28 protein-coding genes are annotated in these 25028 nt (G+C 45.8%); 3 read left to right on the forward strand and 25 right to left on the reverse strand.

The annotated features are described in order from the left end of the window. Positions 1–78: 78 nt before the first annotated feature. Positions 79–675 (forward strand): TetR/AcrR family transcriptional regulator, encoded by a 597-nt coding sequence (locus tag EV211_RS07245; protein ID WP_133528763.1) that lies wholly within the window; start codon positions 79–81, stop codon positions 673–675. Between the two features lie 12 nt (positions 676–687). Here EV211_RS07245 and EV211_RS07250 read toward each other — a convergent pair whose 3' ends face one another. Both EV211_RS07250 and EV211_RS07255 read right to left on the reverse strand, forming a co-directional pair. After that, complete coding sequence (locus EV211_RS07250; RefSeq protein ID WP_133528764.1) at positions 688–1185, reverse strand: O-acetyl-ADP-ribose deacetylase; 498 nt, start codon at positions 1183–1185, stop codon at positions 688–690. Positions 1186–2651: 1466 nt separating this feature from the next. Then, the gene (locus tag EV211_RS07255) at positions 2652–3734 is read right to left on the reverse strand and encodes an FAD-dependent oxidoreductase (protein ID WP_243108565.1); all 1083 of its coding nucleotides are present in this window, start codon (positions 3732–3734) and stop codon (positions 2652–2654) included. Positions 3735–3755: 21 nt separating this feature from the next. On the opposite strand from EV211_RS07255, the gene EV211_RS10990 reads away from it, so the two are divergent. Continuing rightward, positions 3756–3884 carry a hypothetical protein gene (locus EV211_RS10990; protein ID WP_279222025.1) on the forward strand — a complete coding sequence of 43 codons (129 nt, stop codon included), beginning with the start codon at positions 3756–3758 and terminating at the stop codon, positions 3882–3884. Between the two features lie 57 nt (positions 3885–3941). On the opposite strand, the gene EV211_RS07260 is transcribed toward EV211_RS10990, so the two are convergent. From EV211_RS07260 to EV211_RS07370, 23 genes are all read right to left on the reverse strand, one after another. Further along, entirely contained in the window at positions 3942–4151 is a 210-nt protein-coding gene (locus tag EV211_RS07260) for an FAD-dependent oxidoreductase (RefSeq protein ID WP_330564629.1), read from the reverse strand. Continuing rightward, positions 4148–4576 (reverse strand): RrF2 family transcriptional regulator, encoded by a 429-nt coding sequence (locus EV211_RS07265; protein WP_133528765.1) that lies wholly within the window; start codon positions 4574–4576, stop codon positions 4148–4150. The genes EV211_RS07260 and EV211_RS07265 overlap by 4 nt, the downstream gene beginning before the upstream one ends. Next, entirely contained in the window at positions 4573–5469 is an 897-nt protein-coding gene (locus EV211_RS07270; RefSeq protein ID WP_133528766.1) for a 4Fe-4S binding protein, read from the reverse strand. The genes EV211_RS07265 and EV211_RS07270 overlap by 4 nt, the downstream gene beginning before the upstream one ends. Positions 5470–5473: 4 nt before the next feature. Then, positions 5474–5620 carry a CD1871A family CXXC motif-containing protein gene (locus EV211_RS07275; protein WP_133528767.1) on the reverse strand — a complete coding sequence of 49 codons (147 nt, stop codon included), beginning with the start codon at positions 5618–5620 and terminating at the stop codon, positions 5474–5476. Between the two features lie 97 nt (positions 5621–5717). Then, a complete protein-coding gene (locus EV211_RS07280; RefSeq protein ID WP_133528768.1) occupies positions 5718–6281 on the reverse strand; it encodes a TlpA family protein disulfide reductase in 564 nt (187 codons plus the stop codon). Positions 6282–6482: 201 nt separating this feature from the next. Further along, complete coding sequence (locus tag EV211_RS07285) at positions 6483–7466, reverse strand: Fic family protein (RefSeq protein ID WP_133528769.1); 984 nt, start codon at positions 7464–7466, stop codon at positions 6483–6485. Between the two features lie 36 nt (positions 7467–7502). After that, entirely contained in the window at positions 7503–8486 is a 984-nt protein-coding gene (locus EV211_RS07290) for a helix-turn-helix transcriptional regulator (protein WP_133528770.1), read from the reverse strand. A gap of 47 nt (positions 8487–8533) precedes the next feature. Continuing rightward, positions 8534–8875, reverse strand: coding sequence for an arsenate reductase family protein (locus EV211_RS07295; protein ID WP_133528771.1), 342 nt, complete (start codon positions 8873–8875; stop codon positions 8534–8536). A gap of 9 nt (positions 8876–8884) precedes the next feature. Next, positions 8885–9100 (reverse strand): YdbC family protein, encoded by a 216-nt coding sequence (locus tag EV211_RS07300; protein WP_133528772.1) that lies wholly within the window; start codon positions 9098–9100, stop codon positions 8885–8887. A gap of 65 nt (positions 9101–9165) precedes the next feature. Continuing rightward, positions 9166–10878 carry an ATP-binding domain-containing protein gene (locus tag EV211_RS07305; RefSeq protein WP_133528773.1) on the reverse strand — a complete coding sequence of 571 codons (1713 nt, stop codon included), beginning with the start codon at positions 10876–10878 and terminating at the stop codon, positions 9166–9168. Then, a complete protein-coding gene (locus EV211_RS07310; RefSeq protein WP_166635406.1) occupies positions 10878–14525 on the reverse strand; it encodes a DEAD/DEAH box helicase in 3648 nt (1215 codons plus the stop codon). The genes EV211_RS07305 and EV211_RS07310 overlap by 1 nt, the downstream gene beginning before the upstream one ends. Before the next feature lie 129 nt (positions 14526–14654). Further along, a complete protein-coding gene (locus EV211_RS07315; RefSeq protein ID WP_133528775.1) occupies positions 14655–15503 on the reverse strand; it encodes an HNH endonuclease in 849 nt (282 codons plus the stop codon). 11 nt (positions 15504–15514) lie between these two features. Next, positions 15515–16273, reverse strand: coding sequence for an NERD domain-containing protein (locus EV211_RS07320; RefSeq protein ID WP_133528797.1), 759 nt, complete (start codon positions 16271–16273; stop codon positions 15515–15517). 7 nt (positions 16274–16280) lie between these two features. Then, positions 16281–16898 carry a class I SAM-dependent methyltransferase gene (locus EV211_RS07325; protein WP_133528776.1) on the reverse strand — a complete coding sequence of 206 codons (618 nt, stop codon included), beginning with the start codon at positions 16896–16898 and terminating at the stop codon, positions 16281–16283. After that, entirely contained in the window at positions 16895–17995 is a 1101-nt protein-coding gene (locus EV211_RS07330) for an HNH endonuclease domain-containing protein (RefSeq protein ID WP_133528777.1), read from the reverse strand. The genes EV211_RS07325 and EV211_RS07330 overlap by 4 nt, the downstream gene beginning before the upstream one ends. Positions 17996–18092: 97 nt before the next feature. Further along, on the reverse strand, positions 18093–18413 hold the full coding sequence (locus EV211_RS07335; protein WP_133528778.1) for a zinc-ribbon domain-containing protein: 321 nt from the start codon (positions 18411–18413) through the stop codon (positions 18093–18095). A gap of 11 nt (positions 18414–18424) precedes the next feature. Further along, the gene (locus EV211_RS07340) at positions 18425–18829 is read right to left on the reverse strand and encodes a zinc-ribbon domain-containing protein (protein WP_133528779.1); all 405 of its coding nucleotides are present in this window, start codon (positions 18827–18829) and stop codon (positions 18425–18427) included. 119 nt (positions 18830–18948) lie between these two features. Continuing rightward, on the reverse strand, positions 18949–19392 hold the full coding sequence (locus tag EV211_RS07345; RefSeq protein WP_133528780.1) for an HD domain-containing protein: 444 nt from the start codon (positions 19390–19392) through the stop codon (positions 18949–18951). After that, a complete protein-coding gene (locus tag EV211_RS07350; RefSeq protein WP_133528781.1) occupies positions 19389–19658 on the reverse strand; it encodes a hypothetical protein in 270 nt (89 codons plus the stop codon). Before EV211_RS07350 ends, EV211_RS07345 begins: the two co-directional genes overlap by 4 nt. Before the next feature lie 56 nt (positions 19659–19714). Continuing rightward, entirely contained in the window at positions 19715–20575 is an 861-nt protein-coding gene (locus tag EV211_RS07355) for a fibronectin type III domain-containing protein (protein WP_133528782.1), read from the reverse strand. A gap of 455 nt (positions 20576–21030) precedes the next feature. Continuing rightward, positions 21031–22161: a pyridoxal-phosphate-dependent aminotransferase family protein gene (locus tag EV211_RS07360; RefSeq protein WP_133528783.1), complete on the reverse strand. Its 1131-nt coding sequence runs from the start codon at positions 22159–22161 to the stop codon at positions 21031–21033. A 112-nt stretch (positions 22162–22273) separates the two neighbouring features. Beyond that, positions 22274–22813, reverse strand: coding sequence for an ECF transporter S component (locus EV211_RS07365; protein ID WP_133528784.1), 540 nt, complete (start codon positions 22811–22813; stop codon positions 22274–22276). A 562-nt stretch (positions 22814–23375) separates the two neighbouring features. After that, complete coding sequence (locus tag EV211_RS07370) at positions 23376–23714, reverse strand: winged helix-turn-helix transcriptional regulator (RefSeq protein ID WP_133528785.1); 339 nt, start codon at positions 23712–23714, stop codon at positions 23376–23378. A 213-nt stretch (positions 23715–23927) separates the two neighbouring features. Between EV211_RS07370 and EV211_RS07375 the strand changes: the two genes are divergently transcribed. Next, complete coding sequence (locus EV211_RS07375; protein ID WP_133528786.1) at positions 23928–24551, forward strand: LysE/ArgO family amino acid transporter; 624 nt, start codon at positions 23928–23930, stop codon at positions 24549–24551. Positions 24552–25028: the final 477 nt, after the last annotated feature.

The following is a 25028-nucleotide window of genomic DNA, read 5'->3' on the forward strand; positions in this document are numbered from 1 at the left end:
TGGAGCTAATGTGCGTATTGATGTCAAGTAGGGCTATCAACTATACAGGTGGGGCCATAAAGAGTATCACTGGTGCTTATGACGCGAAATATTCAGATACATATGAAAACCACAGAAGAAAAAATCACAGGAGCTTTTTTGTCCCTGTACGAGGAGAAGCCCCTGGAAAAAATCAGCGTCAAAGCCCTGGCCGAAAAGGCGGGCATAAACCGCGGGACTTTTTACGATCACTATCTGGATATTTACGATCTGTATGACAGGACGCTGGCGGCATTCACCGAAGACGTGATCGACATAGTCAAAAAATTAGTCGGCACCTTTCTCAGCGGTGATTTGTCGGTGGTGCTGGAATCGTACCCGGCATTTTATGAATCGCACAAACAGATGTTGCAGATATTCTTCGTGATCCGACCCAGCGTCAGATTGCAGAAAGCCCTTCAGCAGCAGGTGAAATCCAGCATTTGCGAGAATTTCGGATTTGCTTTCGATGACATGCCGGTAGAAGGTCGCTATATTATGGAATATATAACCGGCGGCCAGCTGAATCTCATGACTCACTGGTTTGTGGGGCAGGATCCCATGGACATAGAATCTCTGGTCAGGCTCATCTGGCAGATCAACAATTCAGGGCCCTGGCCGGCGCTCCTCAAAATACTGAAAGAGAACCAGGCCTGACATGCGGGCGCTTCAGTTATTCGCAACTTTCAGGCACTGCTCGTATGTCCTTTTATCGTAGGCGACAATGTACGCTTCTATGTCGTGATCTTTCAGAAATCCATTAATGGTGTCGATGGCCATCCTGATGGCCTGCTCCTTTGGATAACCGTAGATCCCTGAAGAAATCAGCGGGAATGCGATCGACTTGCAATCGTGTTCTGCAGCCAGTTCCAGGCTCCTTCTGTAGCATGACCGAAGCAGTTCAGGTTCCCCGTCTTTGCCGCCGTGCCAGATGGGCCCCGGCGTGTGGATTATGTATTTGCAGGGCATGTTGTAGCCGCCGGTGATTTTGGCGTCGCCGGTCTCGCAGCCTCCAAGTGTCGCGCACTCAGCCACGAGCTGCGGCCCCGCCGCCCTGTGGATGCAGCCGTCTACGCCTCCGCCGCCGAGAAGCGTCTGGTTAGCCGCGTTGACAACTGCGTCGACTTTCATCCTGGTTATATCTCCCTGCACAAAATTCAATGCCATGGTTATACCTCCTTGCTTTTGCGGGCGTTTCTGCGCTCCGCATTTTCTTGCTAAATTATACCATAATTTATCTCTTATTACATAGGGTATTGTTCCATCAATGGTACCTTTATGCATACGATTATGCATAAATCTTTGCATGATAAAACTATGAATTTCAGATTCCAGTACAAGGGTGTAACTGTATAAACGTTGACATTTCAACATTTATTGTGTCACATAATATGCCACTGCTATGACACTGAATGGTTCGGGCCTTGCTGAGCGCCAGATTTAGGAAAACGAAAAAATGCTTGAAGCACATTTTGGTTGTCGTAACTTGCATAAAAACGTGAGGAGTATCGTGAGAAATAAAGAACCGTAAAGCTCGAAAACACTGGAATACCAGTAATAGCCTCAACTAAGTAAGGTACATAGTCATAATTATTGCAGCTTCAGCGATGTATGTATCGTACCATTGATGGAACAATAGCCGATCTGCAATGTGAGGCAAATATGACAGCACTATGTACGTGTTGTCACGCATTATTTACATAGCGTACTATCAATCAGCATACTATCTTCACATTAATTGCCTATAATAATAACTGTCAAAAGGAAATGACATTAGAATTCATAAATCCTTTCAAACATTCTTTCTCATAAATAACTCATAATAACCCAAAATTTAATAATTAATAAGCACATAAAAAATCCGAGAATACCGACTCGGATTTTTTATTATTCTGGTTTCACACCAAATCCATCCCGGGTCCGCGGGCGAGCCCACCCAAAAGGCTCAGGCCCGCAGGCGCCGGGTTGGAATGAGTTTCCAAACTCGGCCAGATGAGCCTTATCATTGAGTTGAATGAGTTGTCACACTCGGCTAGACGGGCCTCGTGCACAGCTAGTTGGGTCCCGCACTTGGCCAGGTGGGTTCCACGCACGTATTGGTTCAATATCAAGGATGATAGTGCGTTTTTTTATTTATTGTAAACCAAATTCGCACTTATTGCCTGGATCAAAGATGTCAAGGTGCGTGGTGCTGGATGTAGAATCCATATATGTAATTATATGGCAGTAAATCGGAATGTTGACGCACTTCCTGGTCTCCGAAATAGCCTATAAGTGCGCAGACAATCGTTAGAATTCCAATATGCGCACCTCCATGCTCTGAGAATCACAAATAAGTGCGGAAATGAAATTCAGATTCACTAATCCGCACCTTCGTTCCTTAAAGCAGGGCAATACGTGCGCGCTCGCACGTTTACCCCAGATAATCAGATAAGAGGTGCGCGGCAACCGGGGAATTGAGACTCGACAACCGGGGAATTGAGACTCGGCAACTGGAAATCAAGGACTCGGCAACTGGGATAAAACAAAACGAATCCGGGTCCGCGGGCCTGAGCCCTTTGAGTAGGCTCGCCCGCAATCCCGGATCGTCATAAACAGATATCTATTAAAATCGAGCAACTATTCAGTGCTCCCTATTTCACCAGTGAGAACAGGTCGTTAAGCGACTCGCTCATGGTCGGGTGAGTGAACACCTGGTTTTTCAGGACCTGGTAATCTGCGTCCAGATCCATGGCCAGTTTCACGATATTTATCATCTCATAGGACTCCTCACAGAGAAGCTCGGCGCCGAGGATCTTATCAGTGTTTTTGTCGACTATGGCTTTCAGCAATCCCTGCGGACGGCGCAAAACCCGAGCTTTAGGAACCGCGGCCGTCGGCATCTTCACGATGCGAACATCCAGGCCGGCTTTTGCTGCTTCCTGCTCATTGATGCCGACTCTACTGAAAGGCGTTGCCATGAAAACGCTGTAAGGCACATTGCGGCGCGCTTTCAAATCATAGGCTCCCCCTGCCAGGTCGGCGGAAACTACGCGGTAGTCGTCCAGGGAAACGTATGTGAACTGGAGACCGCCGGTAACATCTCCCATTGCCCAGATCCCCGGCTGGCTTGTGGCATTGTGGTCATCCACGATTATAGCGCCGCGGTCAGTGACTTTGACGCCGGCCGCATCCAGACCCAGATCCGCAGTATTCGGCTTGCGGCCTGTGGCTACCAGGATCGCATCCGATGGCAACTCCACGAGCTCATCATTCAAAAGATACTTCACGGTGCCGTCAGCTCCCAGCTCCTGAGTTTTTGCTTCGAATACGAATGTCACGCCCTGAGCTTCAAGCAGGGCCTTGATCTCGGCGGCAACATCCTCGTCTTCGCGGGGGATGAAGCGGGCGCCGTCCTGAAGGAGGGTCACCTTGGAGCCGAAGGAGGAATACATAGAAGCGAATTCCAGACCTATGTAACCGCCGCCGACAATAGTCAGGCGTTTAGGCAGTTCGTCCAGATCCATGAGAGTCTCGCTGAAAAAGACTTTCGGGTTTCCGGCTAGGCCTGCGATATTTGGAATCACAGGGGTTCCGCCGGCATTGATGAAAATTTTCTCAGCCGAAATGACGAGGCTATCGGAGCCGGAAGCGCCGGATGCAGAATCTCCGGCAGTCTTGTCTACGCGAACCTCTGTCGGACTTAGAAAAGTCCCTTTGCCGTCGATGACATCCACGTTGGGCAGGTCCGCCAACTTGTGGTAGTTTTTGCCACGGAGCATGGAAGTCACGCGGCGCTTTTCTTCGATAGCGGCTTTATAGTCTGCGGCCCTGACAGCCCAGGCTGCGTCGGCATCGGCAGACGAGCCGGCAGTGCCGGAGGCTGAGGCATCGGCAGCCGAACCGGCAGCGCCAGAGGCTGCGGCTGCGTCGGCTTTTGCGGCTTAGGCTGAGGCTGCGTCGGCTTTTGCGGCTGAGGCTGCGGCCGAGTGGACCAGAGACTTAGACGGAATGCAGCCCACATTAATGCAGGTGCCGCCATACATTTTGTTCGACTGCTCTACCAAGGCGACACTTTCGCCCTGAGAAGCCAGCTGGCCAGCAAGAGTTTTGCCGCCTTTACCAAAACCGATTATTATTGCATCGTAATTCATTTCTTACCTCCATTAGCGCCGAACAGCTTGTTATCTATGCCGGCGATAGTTATCTTCGACAGGGTCTCCGCGCAGCTGTCGTTGAGCTGCCGGAAGACGTCATCCATGATCCCCGCCATCCCGCAGGCGATGAGGCAGTCGATATCCTGACTGCCGGAGCGCCACTTCACATTGACGATGTCGGCTCCCACCGCATCGAATATATCATTGAGAGAGACCTCTGCGGCCTTCCCCGTAAAATAGTAACCGCCCTCGATTCCGCCTTTAGAACCCACCAGGCCGGCCTTCTTCAGGCGGGCCAGGACTTTGCGGACCCGGGCCGGGTTGGTGCATATGTTCTCGGCGATCTCCTCGCTGGAAACGCAGCACCCCTTATGATTCAGAAACACTATTGCGTGAACTGCTACTATGAATTCTGCTGTCATTTTTCACTCCTTCTGATTTCGCAGGCCGGCGCCGATGGGGCTGGCCGTCCGCTGAAGTTCCTCAGGCTGATGGCCCCTGCAGGGCAGGCCTTCCGGCAATCCCCGCACCTGATGCACTCAGCGCTGCCGGGGTTTTCAAATAATTTCACATCCATTTTGCACACGTCGCCGCAATGGCCGCAGCGGGTGCATTTGTCCATGTCCACCGCGTAGCCCACAAAGGAAATTTTGTTGAAGGCTCCGTAGACGGCGCCCAGGGGGCAGACGTACTTGCAGAATGGCCTGTACACTATGACCGACAGTATGACCACGGCCGCCAGCACAGCCACCTTCCAGACGTAGAGCCAGCCGAGAATGCCGCGCAGACCTTTGTTCAGCAGTACTAAGGGCAGGCCCGCTGTCAGTGTTCCCGACGGGCACACGTACTCGCAGAACCACGGCTTGCCCTGGCCGGTGGCGTCCATGACGAACATGGGCAGAAGTATGACCAGCACCAGCAGCACGCCGTATTTCAGCCAGCGAAGGGCCCGGTCGCCGGGGAGGTTTTTCAGCTTTCGCACAAAGGGTATTTTGTACAAAAGGTCCTGCACGAGGCCGAAGGGGCAAAGCCAGCCGCAGACTACTCTCCCCAGCAGTGCTCCGACGACCATGAAAAATCCCACTACGTAGAAGGCGATTTTATATGTGCCGCTGTTCAGTGTCGCCTGAAGGGAGCCGATGGGACAGGATCCCAAGGCGCCCGGACAGCTGTAGCAGTTGAGTCCCGGCACGCAGGCCATTTTCAGGTTGCCCTTGTATATGTCGCCTCGGACGAATCCCTGTGCGTATCCGTTGGTCAGGGCCGCGAAGGCCAACTGGACGATTATTCGGATGTTGTCTTTCAGTTTCCTCATAGCTTTACCCGATCCCTATACATTCCAGGCAGATCCGGATGGACTTCTGCCAGATGACCTGGACCTCGCCACGATGAAAGCCGATGACCATGAAGGCTACGCCCAGGATCAGGACCCCCGCGGCTATGAGATTGTATCTGCGCTTGCTCATTTCTGTTCCTTTCAGATGCACCGGCTACCGGACACTCTTCAGCAATAACTGTGTCGCCCGCTACTCTACGCTCTTCAGCAATACCGATGCCGCCCCGCTACTCTACGCTCTTCAGCAGCTCGTCGATTATCTTCTTCCACTCAGACTTGGACCTGGCGCCTACGTAACTCTGGCCGATCTGGTCGCCCTCTTCATCTACGAAGAATGTCTCCGGCACCGATGAAACGTCGGACAGTTTGGCGTTGATAAGATCCGTCGACGGCAGAATGTGCATATAGCTTGCCTTAGTCTGCTTGACTATCTTCTTGGCTTTAGCCACCATGTCCTTGTCCAGGCCGCCGTTGTTGTCGGTCACGTCAGCCGGAATTCCGATAAGCTGAAAACCCTTATCCGCATATTCCTTGCTGATCTCCCCAAGTTCCGGCATCTCGTTGATACACGGGCTGCAGAATGTAGCCCACACATTGATCATGGTCAGCTTCTTGCCGCTGAATACTGTCTGATCTACCTTGTCGCCGCTTATGGTCTGGGCGGTGAAATTGCCGAAAAGGCTATCGCCCTTGGCTGTGGAAACAGTGTCATCGCTGCTGCCTCCGCTGCCGCAGCTGACTATGACCAAGGCCATGGCTACGACAAAAATCATGCTCAATAATTTCTTCATCTTAATATCCCTCATTCACAAAGTATAACTTCTGACGCGACTTGCGTCGCTGCCGCGGCTGCGCCCCGACAAATGTAACCGTTTGGGTTACTGATTAATGTAACTATATCAGATACAATTAGGATTGTCAATAGGGAAATGCGTTTTATGACCAATTACCATTTTAAAAACGCATTTCCCGTTTTTATCTTGTTTTATAGATCAATATCCAAGTATTTCCCAGTATCCATTCTTGTTAGCTCCTACCCTTCTGAGTTTCCCCTCTCTTTTCAAATCTGATAACAGCCTCTCCACCTGTCTGCTCGTGAGTCCAAGTTTCTCCGCAAGTTTAACAGCATTCAGCTTAGGATCTTCTTTTAGTAAATCTATGATTTTCTCTCCGTTTATTCCGACATTTATTCCGACATTTATTCCGACATTTTCTGTATTGACTACCTGCTGCATTGCCTCATTTATGAGCCCAAGCATGAACGTGACAAATACGCCTGCATCTGTATTCTTATCTGCCTCAGCAAGTACTTCATAATACTTCCTCTGATTGTCGTGGATCAGAGATTCGATTGGCAGCCATGCGAAGAAAGGCTTCCACTTAGAAAGAATAAGTGTATGCCATAATCTCCCCATGCGTCCATTCCCATCTTCGAAAGGATGTATGAATTCAAATTCGTAATGAAATAAACATGCTCTCACAAGGGGATGATACTCGTTTCCCTTAAGCCAGCTGAAAAGCTGCTCCATAACTTCCGGAACATATGCCGCCGGCGTTCCTGCATGAATCAATTTATCCCCATCATAAACTCCGACATTCCCGGAACGAAACATCCCGGCTTCCTTGACTAAACCTCCTGTCATAACTTTATGTGCTGCCAGCAAATCGTCTACTGAATATGGGTCCATCTGATCAAGCTTGTCATATATCTCATAGGCGTTCTGAACTTCCTTGATATCAGATGGCGGAGCCAGCACCCTCTTACCGTTGATAACATCAGTCACCTGATCTATAGACAGAGTGTTTTGCTCAATAGCAAGAGAAGAGTAAATCGTTTTAATACGATTCTCTCTCCTGAGAGTAAGATTAGTATCAAGGGCAGAAGTAACTGTGATCACTCCGGATAGTTCTGCTATATCTGATATCATATTCACGATTTCATCTGTCATTTCAAATGGTGGTCTGTATTCTGTCATGGCTCTCACCATCCTTTCATAAATCAATTTAGCAGCTTACGCTTCTCCCATGACGTCCCGCGCCATATCTCCGATCTCCTCCACGGCCTGGTCAGGAGAAAGTATCCTGATGCCGCCGGAGAACCGGAACACCCACGCGTAGAAAGTCGGGCTCAGGGCCACATCCGCCCACACATAGAAAGTCGACCGTGTGGCCACTTCCGTCTTCACCCTCTCGCCGAACTTGTCGATGACATACTTCATGAGTTCGTTCCTGCATTCCAGCTTCACCCGAACCCCCTGGCCGTCATACATCTCGAAAATCTGCCTGGAATAATCGTCCAGCCTGAATCCCTTTGGCTTTTTCTCCGCCGCCTCATCGCTGATGGCCACGCTGTCCATGCGGTCCACCCGGAAGGCAGATACATTATCGTGCTTATCCGACCAGCCGATGACATAATAGAAATCATCGTTCCAGTACAAGGCATAGGGGCTCAGCTCGTAGACTTCGCCGTCGTTGCGCAGGATCTTTTTCTTCTCCGGGCTGTACTCGATGTATTTGAAAGTGATCTTCCGTTTGCGATTGATGGCGTCGTTGACGTCGTTGACTATGTAGAAAATGTTCTCGTTGACAGGCTTCACCCGGCCTGCCGTGTTCATGTGTCGCTCCAGCTTTTTCTTCTGGCTGTCGCTGGCCAGGCCGCTGATTTTGCGCGCCAGCTCCCTGCTTTTCTTCTTGGTTATGAACCGCGACGAAAGCACGGCGTCGATGAGCAGCTGCAACTCCGGGATCTCGAATTCCCGCTGGCCCCAGTAGTATTTGTTGGGCTTGCTGGGGATTGTGATGATGTCGATGCCGCAGTCCACCAGCAGGTCCAGGTCGCTCTTCAGAGTCTTGCGGTTGGTGTTGACCCCCTGGCTCTCCAGGTAGCGCAGGAGCTGATGGGTGTCCTGAGGGTGGTCCTGATCCGACTTCTCGCGCAAAAAATCCATTACCAGGATCAGGCGTTTTTTCATTGTGTTGGGTTTGGTGTTATCCATAAGATTTCTCCCTTGTCTTACTTTCCTTCTTGGTGCTTACTTTCCTGTCACTCCCAGGTCTTCCACACGTCCGGCTGGTAGCCGACGGTTGCCTTCTTGCCGTTCCTGACCACCGGCGTGCGCAAAAGGTGCTGGTTTTCCAGCAGGTTGTCGATCTTGGTGGTGTCGGATATGTACTTGATCAAAGCTAATCCGTCCTGGTCTTTGGTCTTGGGGTTCAGCATTTCGTCGAGGCCACCTACGGCCTGCATGACGCTTGTGAGTTCGCCCTTGCTCATGCCCTTTTCCTTCAGGTCAATGAACTGGAATCTGATCCCCCGTTCCTTGAAATACCGCTGCGCCTTCTTAGTATCAAAGCACTTCTTAATGCCGAATATCTGTATGTTCATGGTTTGCTCCTATTGATTGCTGAGAAGCTCGCACAAAGTTTCAGCTTCTTCTTTGCTCAACGTGATGCCCTTACCCATCTTCTCATGGTCAGGCGCCCAGTCACGTATATCGTATTTAGGCGCTGCGCCGTTCCATGAGATTAAGTTCAGTTCCCTAGTCCAGCCCTTAGCACGCTCAGAGATAACTCCGAGAGATTTCACTATTTCATATTCAAAATTTGCCATTTGTTTTCCTCCGTTCATTTAGTAACTTCAGTTTGCTATGCCTTTATATAAACTCTTATTTTAAATTAATCTACTTTTGGAATTGAATTTAAGGTATTTGCCAATTCTTTTTTAGGATGTTTTATTCTTCCGACTTTACTAAAATTGTGTTGTAATATGTTTGCACACTCATCATCATTAAGCGAAGATATAATCTCTAAATTTAAGCGTGCACGAGATGCTCCTACATAAAATAGCAAAATATTTTTTTCATAAAACGCTTCAGCATCAACGTCAACAAGTATTACAGAGTCAGCCTCTAATCCTTTGAACTTCCTACATGTAAAAAAGCGCGTATCCTCTTTGTATGTATCATTCTTAGTAAAATCAGACAACCAACTTGTTCCTTCAGTTTTGCATGTTAGCAATACTGTATCAACATACCCTGCTGCCTTAGAGTTTGCTATAGCTCTATCAACACTTGCTATAATATCATGCTTACTACTACAAAATCCCAATGTGGGCAATGTTCCTCTAATACAGTTTTCCATCATATTAGGTCTTCTCTCGCTTATAGGTCGCAATGATGTTTTAGCTATATTGATTGTATTCCTACAATTCCGGTATAATGTTAATTTGCAATCTGCATTTCTAATATATCCTGGTATTTTGTCAGCTTGGACCAGTTGCAAATTGTCATAAAAAATGTAAAATGTACCATTTACTATTTCGTTTACTACCATAGACTCTAACAAATCAATAATGCTTGCTTCTTCAATATTGTCAAATCCAAAATCTTGTCCTTCATCAATAATAATATGTTTATAACCAAATGTACCATCAATGTACTTTTGTAGCAAACACTCTCTCAGCATTTCATAATCAGGAAAACTATTGTTACATAATTTACATGCAAAACCATCAATAGTGTAATAATCTATGTATTCGTTTTCGAAATGTGCAACTAGATATTCTCTAAGTTTGTAATTGTAGCATAAAAAGAGAACTCTTTCCTGAAAGTTCGCATGACGCCTAGCTTTTTCTAATGCGACCATGGTTTTTCCAGTTCCAGCTGCACCATTAATAACAGCACTCCTTTGTTCTGACAAAAAATCCAGCACTTTAATTTGTTCCTCTAAAAGTTGATGGAATACTATTTTTTTGATGTCAACTTCAGTTGTATTTATTGGGAAAATATCAAAATGCGGGCATAGTATTTCTTCAATCATGATCTTCGCATCAGTACTCGACAGTTTTGTGACTACGTCCCCTCCAGCAATTGGTATGTTCAAAGAAAAAATCCTGTCCACAAAAGGAAGTGGGTTTTCAAGTGCTTCTTTCGTTAAAACTTGCTCCTTAGGACAATCGGAAGGCAAATTTACCTCATCAACACTGCTTCTTGATACTGACGGAAACCATACCGCATGGACGAATTTACATCTAGTGATAATGCTTCCCCTATTTTTTTCATTAATATAATCAATCAGCCTATACTTGAAATGGTCTGCTTGCCTAAAAGGTCCCCCTTGTTTCATCGGAACTCCATTGCCATAGTACCATTTACCATTTTCGTATTTAACGTGCCCTGCTTTAGCCTCTAAGCACAGAACACCTTTATACTGATTAAAAATGATAAAATCCCCTTCATTTTCACTATATGTATTGCCCTTAACAGTTGCAATCTTCATTGAATGTAAAACATAATAGTCTTTAGGCAACTTTTTAAGTGCACTAAACATCAATCCCTCCATGCTGGCCTCACTGTGTGTATGCGGAACATCTGGTATCATAATAGCCATTATTCTATCACCTCTATTGCGTTTAGTATTCTGTCAACTGTCAAATTCGGATCAGCTCCAAAGAAACATGTCCAGCCTGGTATATTGTAATATGGAATTTCTTTATCCTCATCTGCCATAAAATACATTACTCTTGATTTTACCCAAATCAAATCACAATTGCAATCAAGTGACTGCCCATCTATCGATACATCTCCACTAACAGGTCTTTCATGATTGTTAAATTCGTCAGAGCGTTTAACCAGTTCTGTTGAAAGTTTGATTTCATTGTCATTAGATGTGAAGGATGCTACTATACTATCCCATATAGTATGATAGTCGCTCCCATCATATTCAACGCCATTTGTTATATCTATTTCCACATCATTCCTTTTCACTTTGTTGGTTTCGAGTTTACTATCCACAATGGTATCATGTCCTAAAAAATAATTTTCTATAATGTCCCAACGTTCATCATTCGAGTACTTATTTATCATAAAGCTATTCATAATGCGAACTGCTCTTTTATGCCTGTTTTCTATGTCCGATAAAATCCCATTTTTATAATTATAATTGTCGCTACGCATCTTCATCAGCTTTCTAGGGTCATTTATACGCACAAATATCTGCGGATTCTTACCTCCCTCATACTCATAAGTTGCAAGTCCAAACAATTGCAAAATTGACGCCATTAATTGCTGATACGACACTTGCGTGCCTGGCTTTGGCACCGTTAAATATGTGACATAGTGAATTCCATCTTTCATATTAGGTTTTGCTTGCCAAAAATACTTTTTTAAATTGTTTGAGATATAGGAATACCTTTGCGTCTTTATTGAATACATCGATTCTATTATGTTTATGTTCTTGCCAGCTTCACCCCTTTTCTTTTCAATAAACTTCCATGGTTCCGATGGATTGTTATATGTTTCTACATGGTCAAAGCAGAACAATTCTAAAAGTAGTTTAAGATATTCTTGTTTTATTTTCGGATCAAATCGCTTATTGAATAAGGAACTAAAATCCTTCATTGTAAATCTTCTTCCACCAAACAGCCTCTTAATATCATTAAAAGTATCTTGAATTGCTCTGCAAACTTCCTTAAACCTTAATTCTATTTTATCATATCCTGGATTGTAATTAATTGTAAGTTTCATGTTTGGTACAATTTTATGTTTGCCATAATCAAACAATTTACCATTAAAAAAATTATACTTAAACTGTGCAAAGGTTTCATTTGAAAAGTCATTTTCCCAAATTTCTCCTAAGTCTATTTCAAAGACATTGCCAGTTTTCGTTATTATACAATCACCTGCTTTTCCATACGAATACTGTTGATCTGGCATGCAGTCTTGCATCATCTCACAATACCGTCCGTATCGCTCTAAAAATTGTTCTTCAATCTCATTAGGTACAATAATATACTGTTTTGAAAACAGATTTTTTGATCTAACTGTAATAACTTTAAAATGATACTTGTTCAGCAAATCTGTGCTTAGAAGCATCAATCCACTTTTCAGTTTAAGGTCTACACTTTCCGTGTCAAACAAATAGCTAAATGTATCTGGAGAAACAAGCAGATTGCGGTGCTTCTTTTCCTCATATATAGAACATAGTTTATTTATTATTGCTTTGATCTGATAATGCCTAAGCCCCGAGAGCCCCCATAGTGTTCTTGCATAATTCATATCTGATCCAAGGTAGTCAGTTATAGCATAGCCTACTTTCAGCTTTCTTGCAGCTCTCCCAATTTCTTGTACATAATCAGCTAGCGCACCCGTAGGCGCATAGTGGTATATATTCTCAACATCGCTGATATTTATTCCCATACCAAAAGCTTTAGTTGCTAACATTACTGTAGCATCTGAATCTTTAAAACTATCATAGCTTTTATCTCTTTCCGCACTTTCCATGTCACTGCTATAATACCGTGTTACCTTAGTTGCAATATCCGGATACTTATCAGTAATATTGGTCAGAACATCCTCTATTTGAGATTTGTATGGAAAGTATACAATTGTTTTTTGATGTTTTTTTACATATTTACATACGGCCGCAGTAGTAAGCTGCAATTTTTCCTCTTTATCTTTGTTTTTTGTATTGACTTGACGTATATCAAAAATAATATTATCGCGACGAACATACCCTATGTACATATGCCCTGAGTAGCATGTTAAGTGTAGGCTTCCTTGAAGATCATTTATTACGTCGTCCCTTCCTCCATAAACAGCGGTTGCAGTCAAGCATAACATTGGGAAAGTACTAGTTTGCTGGGATGACCTAGATGTACCCCTTCTTATTCTTTCTATATGATCTCCTAAAAACCAATAATCAACTCTGAAATCCCTACCCCACGAAGTGACTAAATGTGCCTCGTCTATGACCATAAGACCTATTTTACGTTCCCCAATTAAAGTCGAAATATCTGATGACAATAGTAATTCTGGAGATAAATAAACAATAGAATACTCACCATCTTTTATGCCATCTAACCTCCGCATCCTCTCTTTATATGAAATGGTCGAATTAATATATGTTGCATATTCTATTCCTCGCTCTTGCAACTCTAACACTTGATCTTTCATTAATGCAATAAGCGGTGAAAGTACTATTGTAAGCGGTTTATCCGTCTCTCTCTCATGAAGATATATGGCTGGAATTTGAAAGAAAACTGATTTACCTGCCCCTGTAGGAGCTGTAACTATAATGTCAGAATACTGAGTATCATTTTTTTTTGCATCAAGGCATTGCTTTATTATATCTGCAATAATTATTCCCTGAGAAATATCAACCGTTTCATTGCTCACATCAGGATGAGTATAAAACTTATTATTTCTAAACTCTGCATCTTTACCCCAATATTTTTTTAGCAAATCCAAATGACACTCTTCTGTTTCTTCCCTTTTCTGCATCTCTGTCTCAGAAATCCCAAACACTATATTGTAAAAAGATCCCAATACATTCATTACGCATATTTCGTTATTTAAGTCAGTGGTCGCATCTCCTAGTATTCTATATTTTCCTTCTTCTAGCCTGCCATCCTGCAGAAGATACTTTGTATGTACTAAACTAGAAATAGTTATATCAATGCAACACTCATTACGCACATTATAAGCATCTATAATGTGCGTATCATAAAAATCGAGTTCTTCAATTCTTAAATTAACATCAACTTCATAGTGCTTATTAACATACGAAAGTAAGAGAATATCACCATCGACTTTGTAGTCCGAATAGAACTGTGAAATGTAACTATCTGGTTGTTTTATTGTTTCATTATTGAAGCATTCTTCAACATCCTTTTGAGGGCTTAAGCATGGTATTGGATAATAATAATGAAAAAGGTTATTATCCACAACAACTATTTTCCCTGGAAATGCTGAGAAATCAGACAATATATCAGCCAAAGCAATTAGTTCTTCATAAAATCCCCATACTTGTCCATGAGCAGAAATCAAAGGGCTTAAATAATCAGTTCCTTTGATTTTGCGTATATCAGGGTATTGACCGTCCCAATTATTGGTAAAGTGTTTTATCCCTGTATGTTCAATTGATTCATAAAAATCTAATGGGAATCCTTTAAAGAAAATTAGAACGTCCTCATCAGCATTTAAAATATCTGTTCTTTCTAAAAATTGATCTATACTATTACTAAAAGCCGTGTTCATCTTCCACATCTCCTAACTAAAGGTAATCGTAAACCGTACCCTACCTTCTTTTAGATAATAACTATACTCATATTTGTACCCCGTGATAAAGTAACATTTGTATAGTTTCTGTATCATTAACTTTATCCCCTACAAGTGTTGATTCAATCGCAATGGCTCTTCGAGACCATTTTTATACACATATTTTAATCCTATTCTATTAAATATTGGATCCGCATCGTGTATTATTCTGTGATGGTTGGGGCAAACTATCATTTGATTGCTTGCATCGTTGTTTAAACTGTTCACGTAATAATCTATGTGATGAGCTTCAGCAACATGTGAGTCATATTCTTCTCCAATCAACTGCCCACAAATCTGACACCTGTATCCATATAGCAATTTCAGATTATCGCCTATCTTGCGATTCAGTTTCCTGACTTTATATACTCCTTGAACTTCATTTATCGTTGATGTTGTGTCCTCCATATCTATATCGTAATTTGCCTCATATAAATACTCTGATTTACCTGCAACATCTTGTTTTACTGCCTCGATATCTGTAACTCCTATAGTATCAAATTCATAAGTATCATCATACTCCGTTGTATAGATTGCTAGGTATTCTTTTACATCTTCCGGTAGCTTCGGAATCGATCTAGAGCCCTCAGGGCGTATCTTCCTCGCATTTGAGAAGAAGTTATAACTCGATGCGAATATCTGCTGTAATTCACGAGCCAAATCTCCATTTCTGGGATATCGAATTTGTATTACATCAGTCTTACGATTAAACTTCTTATCAAAGTTTACATTTACAACCTTTGCGTCATAGGACTTCCCATTCAGAAATATCTTTATTGGTTTCTGCTCACCTTTAGTTAAGTAACGGTTCATTATTCTTCCGAAAACGACCTGATTTTCAACAGGCAAGGTTATTCCTTCTGTCAAAAGTGACCAATTGATTTCTTGTTTATAAACATATTCATTGCAACCTTCCATATCTGTACTTCTTATGCATCCTTGGTAAATCTGCACTTAGGATAGTTGCTGCATCCTATGAATTCTCCATATTTGCCGCTGCGCGTCACAAGTTTGCCGCCGCACTTTGGGCATATATTCTGCTCAATTTTGGATTCTTCTTCAGCCTTGGCAACCTTGATGTCTTGATTATGCTTTTCCATTACTTCTTTTGATTCGATATCGCCTGCGTTAATTGCCTCGCAAGCGGTAGCCACCTGTTCTGTTGTCAGCAATTTCTCCTGATGCCCTTTGATTGCTGTAGTCAGCTTATTGAAATACACTACTCTACCTTCAGCATCGTCCACCCTTAATTTGGCATCCAAGGAAAATGCTATGAGTGAAATGAATGTTGATTCAGGCAATCCCGTTAATGTCTGCAAAGCCTTGATATGGCCATAATTTTGACGCAGCGGATTGTAGAAGTTGTTAGTAGTGTTGCCTAACTTTTGTTTCCATTTATCGGCATCTGGCGATTCGATTATTACTCCCTTGTAGTTTTTCGTCTCAATAACGAATATGCCGAATTCCGACACAACTACATGGTCTATCTGCGTTACACCCTTGTTGCTTTTCACTACCACATCATTGATTACTCTATATGCATCGGGGAGTTTCTTCAGAAGCGAGCTAACAGCCGCTTCCCCCTTCTTGCCCTTATACTTTGCTTTCCTAGATTTGTTGAAAATCATATCAAGCAAGAATGAGAAAGCCAGCATTCCCACTAGCATAACCTTTATCTTAATGTCCATAGATACCTCATTTCAATTTCGCCGCAATTATATTCACCCACTGCTCGCTGTCGCGACCATCACGCACGTCTCCAGTCAAGAATGTTTCCTGAAGTCGCAGGTTTGTATCAGCAAATAACTCTGCTACAGCATCCTTACTATAGTCGCTATAGTACCGTCCTCCACGGAATTCTTCAGAGGAACCGTTCTTAAAACAAGTATAGAAGACTCCCCCGGGCGTCAAGGCGCGCTCAATGCGGCAGATCATGCCGTGCATGTCTTCCTTTGCTACATGGAGCAAGGACGCGCAGGCCCACACACCATCGAAAGCCTCTTCATAGTCAAGTTCTTCGAATGTTTGATTTATAACCTCAATGCCAGTATAGTCGCTCGCCAGCCGGCATAACTCCGCAGAGCCATCCACAGCCGTGACCCGGTAACCTTTTGTTAGAAAATATTTGGTATCCCTGCCGGATCCACAACCTAGATCCAAAATGCTTGGAACATCTTCCTTCGGAAACGATGTCTTAACGCACTCCAGAAAGTGATCGCAGAGAGACGTCATATCGCCGCCAACAGTGGAATCGAAGAAGTCCTGAGCCGTCTCGTTATATGTATCCAGCGTTTTCTTCTCGTAATCTTTCATCTAAACTCCCATTCTCCGAAGCCCATGTTCCGCGCGGATTCATAGACCGGCATCATTATCTCTGACAGTTGTCCCGAGAATTCGGTTCTGTCGAGCCCCGGCCTGTACAACCGCTGGCGGACCTCTTCACTGTTCAGATTCTCACGAGCGCAACGCTCAAAAAGTCCTTTGATATTTTTGTTCTCCTGGGTGAGTTTGTATGCGTCGTATTCCGCTCGACAAAGCTTCTCAAAGTACGCATCCCACCGCGGCAGGTTGTTGCTTTTGCTGCTGTTGATGCTGCGGCTAGTCGGTATCAAATTCCACAGTTCATCGCTTGCCACATAAGACCATGGCACAAAGTGATCTATGGTGATCTCTCTGCTGCCCAGAACCTCGCCATCATAGATGTCAATGATCGGATGGATCTCCGATATCCCGCGCCAATACTTGATAACATTATTCAGCTTGCGCACCTGCGGCGGATATAGTTTGCTGGCTATGCCCGGTACCGTTGGATTCCTTCCCTGCAAGTAATTGATTAGATTGAAATCCGTCCAACCAAGCAAAATACCATAGTTCTCACTAATATAGTCGACCCATTCATCATGGATCCGAATGGTGCTCTCAAGACCTCGAGCCCTGTAAATAGTGTAGATCATCCCGGTTTTCCTGTTGATGTAGTCAACAGTCGCATCGGGGCTCTGCTTCCAGAAAGCCGTGTTGGCCTCCGGCATAAAAGGAGCCTGAAGTCTGTACGGCACATTAAGCGTAAGGGTTTTCTTCATGCGCAAAATCTCTGCGTCATTGCATTCAGCGAGATAGTCTTTGATTTTCTCAGGCTTTTCTGACGGTGTCAAACCGCTTATTTCAGCCAAGCGCAAAACGATCTTTTCCAGCGTATCTGCCGGTCCAAGATTCAGATGAAATTCGCTGACCATATACCAAGCGTCGATTATCATCTGATCGATCAGATCTCCATATGACATCTCTGCCCTTCCTTCGCCGACATTCTTCAGGATTGCCTTGAACCAAAAGAGCTTGTAACTCTCGCTCTTATTGTCGAAAATCCTAGCTAGGGTCCTAGTATTCAGTTGTGAAGAAGATGGTAGATTCATACTGCTCCTTTACTGATAAATTGTACCACAATTCTTGTTTTCTGACAATTACCCAAAGATAATTGTCCTATTTTTCGGACTTTATTTTTGGCGATTATCAGAGGAGCAGCATAAGCACCAATGCAACAGCGAAGCCTATCAGAGCCCACTTTCCGCAGGCTTTGGCTTTGATAGGTTCGTTGGAATGATAAACTAAGAACAAGATAAATCCCACAAGTGGTATCAGGCATGACAAGATATTCAGACCTGTGCTGCTCTGATCATAATCACTGCCTGCGTTACTGTTATACTGATTAGGATTATAGTACTGTGTGGAAGCACTATCCGACTGAGCAGTTCCACCATTTACCTGGTTCCCACAATATGGACAAAACCTGGAATCCGATTCGATTTCTTTACCGCAATTACTACAATACATTTCTGCCTCCTCTACTTATTACCCTTCTTCAAATAATGATCTAATGCCATCAATCCGCCAGAGAGCAATATGCCTCCTGTGCTGAAACAGATAGCTTGGAATATCTTCTGGATTCCTTCATAGGTATATGTGTAAAAGTCCGCGCCAAATGTCATCGCATTAAATGAAAACCCATAAAACAACATACCTACGCCGAATACTATAGCTACTATGCTGGCCACTAAACCCAGAGTGTCCTTTGTTCCTGTTTTATTACCAGTCGAAGTTCCAGGTGAAAACACTCTTTGCGAATAATCGATTTTACTATCATTTGTTGAAGTGTTCTCTTGTGCAAAGGCACTTTCAATCTTAGCACCGCATGATGGGCAAAACGCTATCCCATCTTTTAATTCAGTTCCACAATTTTTACAATTCATTCTTTGCCTCTCTTTTCTAACTAATTAACTCACATATATTTGAAACAACAACACATTTGGGGGAAGAAACGCCGGGCCGTAGGCCCCGGGGCGGCCAGGTTACCTTTTGTGCGAGGGGATCAACCCCGGGCAGACAGGATATCCACGGCCTTCAGATATTTAGCCCGGCGCAGAGCCTTTGCTTCCTCATCCTCATCAACACAGCCCAGGAGCCGGCTCTCATCAAGATTGTGGGCAAGGTCGGCCAGCTTGACGGTACGAGCGATAGGATTGTCCTTCAGGTTCCTGACATAATCTAGGTAATCAGTGGATTTATGGTGGGTCATAAGGGCGATGGCCTCGGTGATCTGGCGGGGGAAAATCTGCTCCAGCTCTCCGATAGTGATATACGAGTCCTCCACAGAATCGTGGAGAAGGGCAACGCAGGTGGTGTCCTCATCCTCCATCTGCTCGGCCAGATGAATGGGGTGATAGATATATGGAACCCCGCTCTTGTCTTTTTGACCGGCGTGGACATGATATGCTATCTGCATAGCCATTCTGGTTAATTGGGTGTAGATCATTTGGAACCCTCCTCTTCTTCAGGTGGAACATACTCGACGCCTAGGAATTTAGCGTATTCTTCGTCAGTCTGCGCCAGGATCTCCTGGCTGAGCTCGAATTCCATCTGCTCCATCATTGAATACTGATCGTCCCGCTTGCTCAGCGCATCGTAGAATGCCTGAGCGGCTTCACCCTCTATGGGGTTCGGCTCCTCGTAGCAGACGGCAATGGCTATGCTGCTTCTCTGCATTGCGTTCAGCTGGTTGTAGGCTTCTTCGTAGGTCATGGTAGTCACCTCGCTTCTATATTCAATATCGCAATTGGAGTATTGGCTTGGCTGAGTTATTTCGCCCTGGATTTCACCGCTGACCCGGCGGCCGCGCCTGCATGGCTGGAAGTTTTGTACAAAGAGAGGGCCCGGCTCTTCATGGCGGCTGACCTTGACGGCGATGTGACGATGGTCGGCGTGCTGTCCGCGTGATTGTTGATGTCGAAGTCGTACTCATGACCGCGGTAATACATGCCGGCGATCATGACCGAATAGTAGTCATCAAAATCCACTACATAGTCGCCTTGGTCGTAGTAAAGATAGTCATAGCAGCCGGCTTTGATGGTGGTGTCCGCATCCAGGTAGCATACGTTATATGTATCCTCATCGTTTTCCACAAAGGCCGTGTAATCCATGACGAAGAGGCCGAAGTCGTCGATGGTCATTGGGTGGGTGGTGTAATTATCGACTTCAACGCCGATGACCGGCTCCTCGTAGCGGTCGCCCTGGAACAAAAATCCCGCATAATAGAAGGGTTTATCGGTGGCGAGGGCGTAATCGCTCTTGCTGAAGCTGCCATAGACAGTCTTACTTCTGACCTTGCTGTAGGCTCTGACTTTGTAGTAATACTCGATGCCGATGTCGGTGACCTTGGTGTCCTTCCAGTATCTGGTGCCAGAGCTTTTGATAGTCTTAACCTTCTTGTATGTGCCGGCGGTGCCCAGCTTGCGGTAGATCTGGTAGCCCTTGGCGCGCTTGACCTTATTCCACTCGATGACTATGCTGGTGGACGAATCGGTCAGGGCTGTGATGGCGGGCTTCCCAGGCTTGGTGGAAGCAGCGGCGGCCGACGCTGTGCTGACTAAAAAGATGCTCATGGTGATGGCAACGGCCAGGGCCATTACAATGGCTATGGATCTGAATATTGCTTTCATTATGTTCCTCCTCTGATTATCAGCAGCCGGGTGCAAGTCCGCAACCCCAATGCTGATCAATATCTGCATGACAATAACCGATAACTCATTCATCGAGATTATCGTAGCACCTAGGAAAAGAATTGGCAATAGGGGTTAGGGGTAATGGCCGTTTTTTTGGACATTATCCGTGTTTTTGTGGAGATCAGGGCCGAGAAAACTGGCAAGGCGGTCCACCGGCTTGTAGTCATTGACGTCTGAGCCAGTACTATTTGGCTTTTTGAATTTATGGCTATTGTTTTCAAACTTTCCCATATTATAGCGATTGTCAAACACCCTAAACACCCCCAAACACCCCTAACACCATCTGAGTCTGTTGGTGAATTCACTGAGGATCCGGATGGCTGTAAAGCAGATAACTGAGGATCCGGATGGCAGTAAAGCATATAATGGAAGGCCGTGGCCTGCGTTTTGTTCTAGAGTAAATCTTTCAGGAATGCCTGGTCCATGGGGCAAGCGACTGGAAAGCCAAGTTTTTTCAGAGTCTCGCCAAGGGCGGCAAGCAGTCCCGTCATGGCATCTACCCTGGCATTCTCTCCCATGTGCCCGAGCCTGATGACCTTCCCGGCCATGACATCAAAGCTTCCTGCGATGAGAATATTGTGATCGGCCTTCATAGTTTCTATGATTTCCTCATCCTTTATGCCCTCCGGCACAACCACCACGGTGACAGTGTTGGAATGACCACTCTCCAGGAACAAAGACAGGCCGGCGGCTGTGACGGCGACCCTGGTGGCGTGGGCGATGCGGGCGTGACGGTCCAGAATATCTTTATCCGCCAGGACATTATCTATAGCGACGTTCAGGCCGTAGATGTCACTGATAGACATAGTGTAAGGAAATTCTTTGTGCTCGTAATAATCTTTAAAGTTCAAAAGGTTTGCATAAAATGATGCCACTGGCGTTTTCCGGTTTTCCATTACGGTCATGGCGTGATTGCTGACCCACATCATCGTCAGACCCGGAGGCGCAGAGAGAGCCTTTTGTGACCCACCAAGGAGCACGTCAATGTGGCTTTTGTTCACGTTTACGTACTCGCCGAACATGCCGGCCACGGAGTCGACCACCGTCAGAATGCCATATTCTGCCAGCAGGGTGCAGATGGATTGTATGTCGTTGAGAACGCCGCTGGGCGTGTCGCAGTGTACGACCGTGGCGTATTTGAAGTCCGAGTCGCTCTCCAGAAATGCCTTCAGCTCGGCCACGGGGACGGGCCGTTCCAGGGCCGACGAAAATTCGACCACGTCGCCCCCGTACATTCTGACAAAATCAGCAAAGCCTCGGCCGAATACGCCGTTTTCAATGACCAGGACCCGGTCGCCGGGCTCGGTCAGGGTCGCGCAGGCGGTCTCCAGTCCCAGGATGCCTTCGCCGCCCAGGATGTAGGCCTGGTTTTCCGTGTGCATGAGTCTGGAAAGTTTACGGCAGGTTTCCCTGTAGAAATCGAAAAAACCTTCATCGAGATCCGGATTAGTTGTCGGCAAGCTCCTTGCCATTCTTACATTTTCCCGGACGTTAGTAGGGCCCGGCGTCATAGTCTGGTACATATTGCATCTCCTTTTTCTGCAGTTCCGATAACTTTGTTGCTTTTCAATAACCGCCTGCAGTTCCGATAACTTTGTTGCTTTTCAATAACCGCCTGCAGTTCCGATAACCTTGTTACCGGTACGAATTTCTGGTTGCCATGGCCTTCAGGCGACCGACTATGGGGAGGACCACCACTGCCGCTACCACCACCTGGGTGACATTGCCCGGGATCGAGCCCAGGGGCGCTACCCAGTTATGATACAGTATGACCTCCGCGAAATAGTAGCCTGTTATCTTGATGATCAAAGCTGCGGTGATTCCGGTGACGTTTGCAATTGCTGGGCGGCAGGTCATCTTCTCTGTGATCAGACCGCACACATAGCCCATGGCGCCAACGATAACGAAAGTGAACGGAGCCCATGCTGTCCATCCGGACATCAGGTCGAAAAGCCCCATACCGAAGGCGCCTGCCAGGGCGCCGGTTTTCCTGCCGTATACTATAGCGGCGATGAACAAAGGGACGTTGCCCAAATGTATCAGTCCCCCGTTTCCCATGAATGGAAGTCTGATGTTGATAAACATGGTCGCCGCCAGGGTGAGTGCGATAAAAAGTGCGTCGATTACGAGTGTCTGCGTAGACGAACGTGATTTGTTCATAGTCTGTGATGCCATGGTTGATTACCTCTTTCTTTATACATATTGCATTGGTTAGCTGCGCTGCAATTAACTTGATTAACTGCGCTGGCGCGTAGCGGCTGACTTGGTTACGCCTTCAATTCTACAGTAATATTGCCCATATTTAAATGGGCAAATAGTTGCATATTTTCAAGTATAATATGGGTACAATCGCGGTAATTTCGCTACTGTATACTTATTTGATGTGATTTCCAAGAGTACAGTTTGCATTTAAAATATATGGCATTGTTAGAAAACTGGAGGCTGTTGGTTTCTGTCGGGCAATTGGCTGATATCTACCCCAGTCCTGAGGCAAGAGCTCATATGGACTTGGTGCCCGCAAATATCTGGAACATATCATTGGTTTCTGTCGGGCAATTGGCTGATATATACCCCAGTCCTGAGGCAAGAGCTCATATGGACTTGGTGCCCGCAAATGCAAATCCCAGATCCGCCACATTGCCCCTATTATTGGGGCAATTCTTGCGTTTAGAAATTCTACTTAGATTCGATTGGCGACCGGCGGCCAGCCACCGCCTTAGCCGCGCTGCCTTTTATTCTATTCCTTCATCTCGTATTTCTCGCACCAGTCGCTGAGGCTGTCCAGTATCGGGATCAGGTCGTCGCAGGCCTTGGTCGTGCGATACTCCACCCGGGCCGGCACCTCCATAAACTCGTGGCGCGTCACCAGGCCGCACTCCTCCAGCTCCTTCAGAGCCTTGGCCAGAACCGTGTTCGAAATCCCGTCAAGCCTTTGTTTCAGATGGTTGTAGCGGATGCTTCCTCCGTTGTTCAGAGAGCAGATGATCTGCATTTTCCACTTGCCGCCGATGAGCTGCATGGCCCGATTCAGCGGACACTGCTCCATACACGGGCAGCTGTAATGAGTCTCTATCATGGTAATCTCCTCCTTACCTGGTAATAAAAAAAACAGTATTGCGGTAATTCATACCTCTGCTATAATAATACTAGGTAATAAATAAAGAGTAAAGAACTTTTTGTTACCATTGACAAAATATTTCAACAAATCGCAGAAAATCTTCGTCCGGCGCCGGCAAATGTCGACCGCATTCGACTATTTTCGGCATAATAGCAGAATCAAGGAGATTATATGGCATTTTTTATTCAAGGACTCATGCTGGGCTTTGCATACGTAGCGCCCATCGGCGTGCAGAACATGTTCGTCATCAACACGGCCATGACCCAGCGCCGCCGCCGCGTCTACGCGACAGCATTTATAGTTATGTTTTTCGACATCACCCTGGCCGTGGCGTGCTTCTTCGGCGTTGGCGCAATCATGAAAGCCTCTTTGTGGCTTGAGCTCATCGTCCTGGGCGTCGGCTCCATCATCGTGATCCTCATGGGCATCAGCCTCGTCCGCGCCCATGACACCATGGACACCAGCACCAAAGTCGACATCCCCATTCTGAAGGTCATCGCGCAGGCCTGCGTCGTGACCTGGTTCAACCCACAGGCCCTCATCGACGGCTCCATGATGCTCGGCGCTTTCCGCGCGTCCCTCCCGGGCGCAAAGGGTACTTTGTTCATCATCGGCGTGTCGATCGCGTCTATGTGCTGGTGGCTCGGCCTGTCAACGGTCGTCTCCCTTCTGAGCACAAAAATCACCGACAAAATGCTCCGCGTGGTCAATGTGGTCTGCGGAATTATCATAATGTTCTACGGCTGCAAACTGGCCTGGAGCTTCATCGAACTAGCGATGAAAATGTTCGGATAATATGGCATATAGTTGAAGGCCGTCGGCTTTCTGATTTACCTACAATATATCCTTCCAGAAAAAAGGCTGTAGCAATTGCAATTGCTACAGCCCTTTGCATTTTACGGTGATCTGGCGGCCAGGCGCCGGGGGCAGTTCCGGAACTGGCCCCCGCAGACATTTCCGGAGCTGGCCGCCGCAGACATTTCCGGAGCTGGCCGCCGCAGACATTTCCGGAGCTGGCCGCCGCCCGCAGACATGTTTTCCAACAAAACCCGGTTTCAGGCCTCCAAAAAAAGAACTTTCCACAGAAAGGTCATAAATCTAATCCATTATATGGTATATTTACCATATAATTGTTGTTCATGAGGGCAAATCATCATTTCTATAAGCTCATTTCCTCATCGAATCAACTAACTCCGCAACATTTGCTCTTGAAAACCTCCAAACCGTGCGCGAGTTCTGCCTGGAGAGCCGAAATATGGCGTTTTGTCGGAA

This window comes from Aminicella lysinilytica (genome assembly GCF_004362975.1).
Taxonomy (GTDB): Bacteria; Bacillota; Clostridia; order Peptostreptococcales; family Anaerovoracaceae; genus Aminicella; species Aminicella lysinilytica.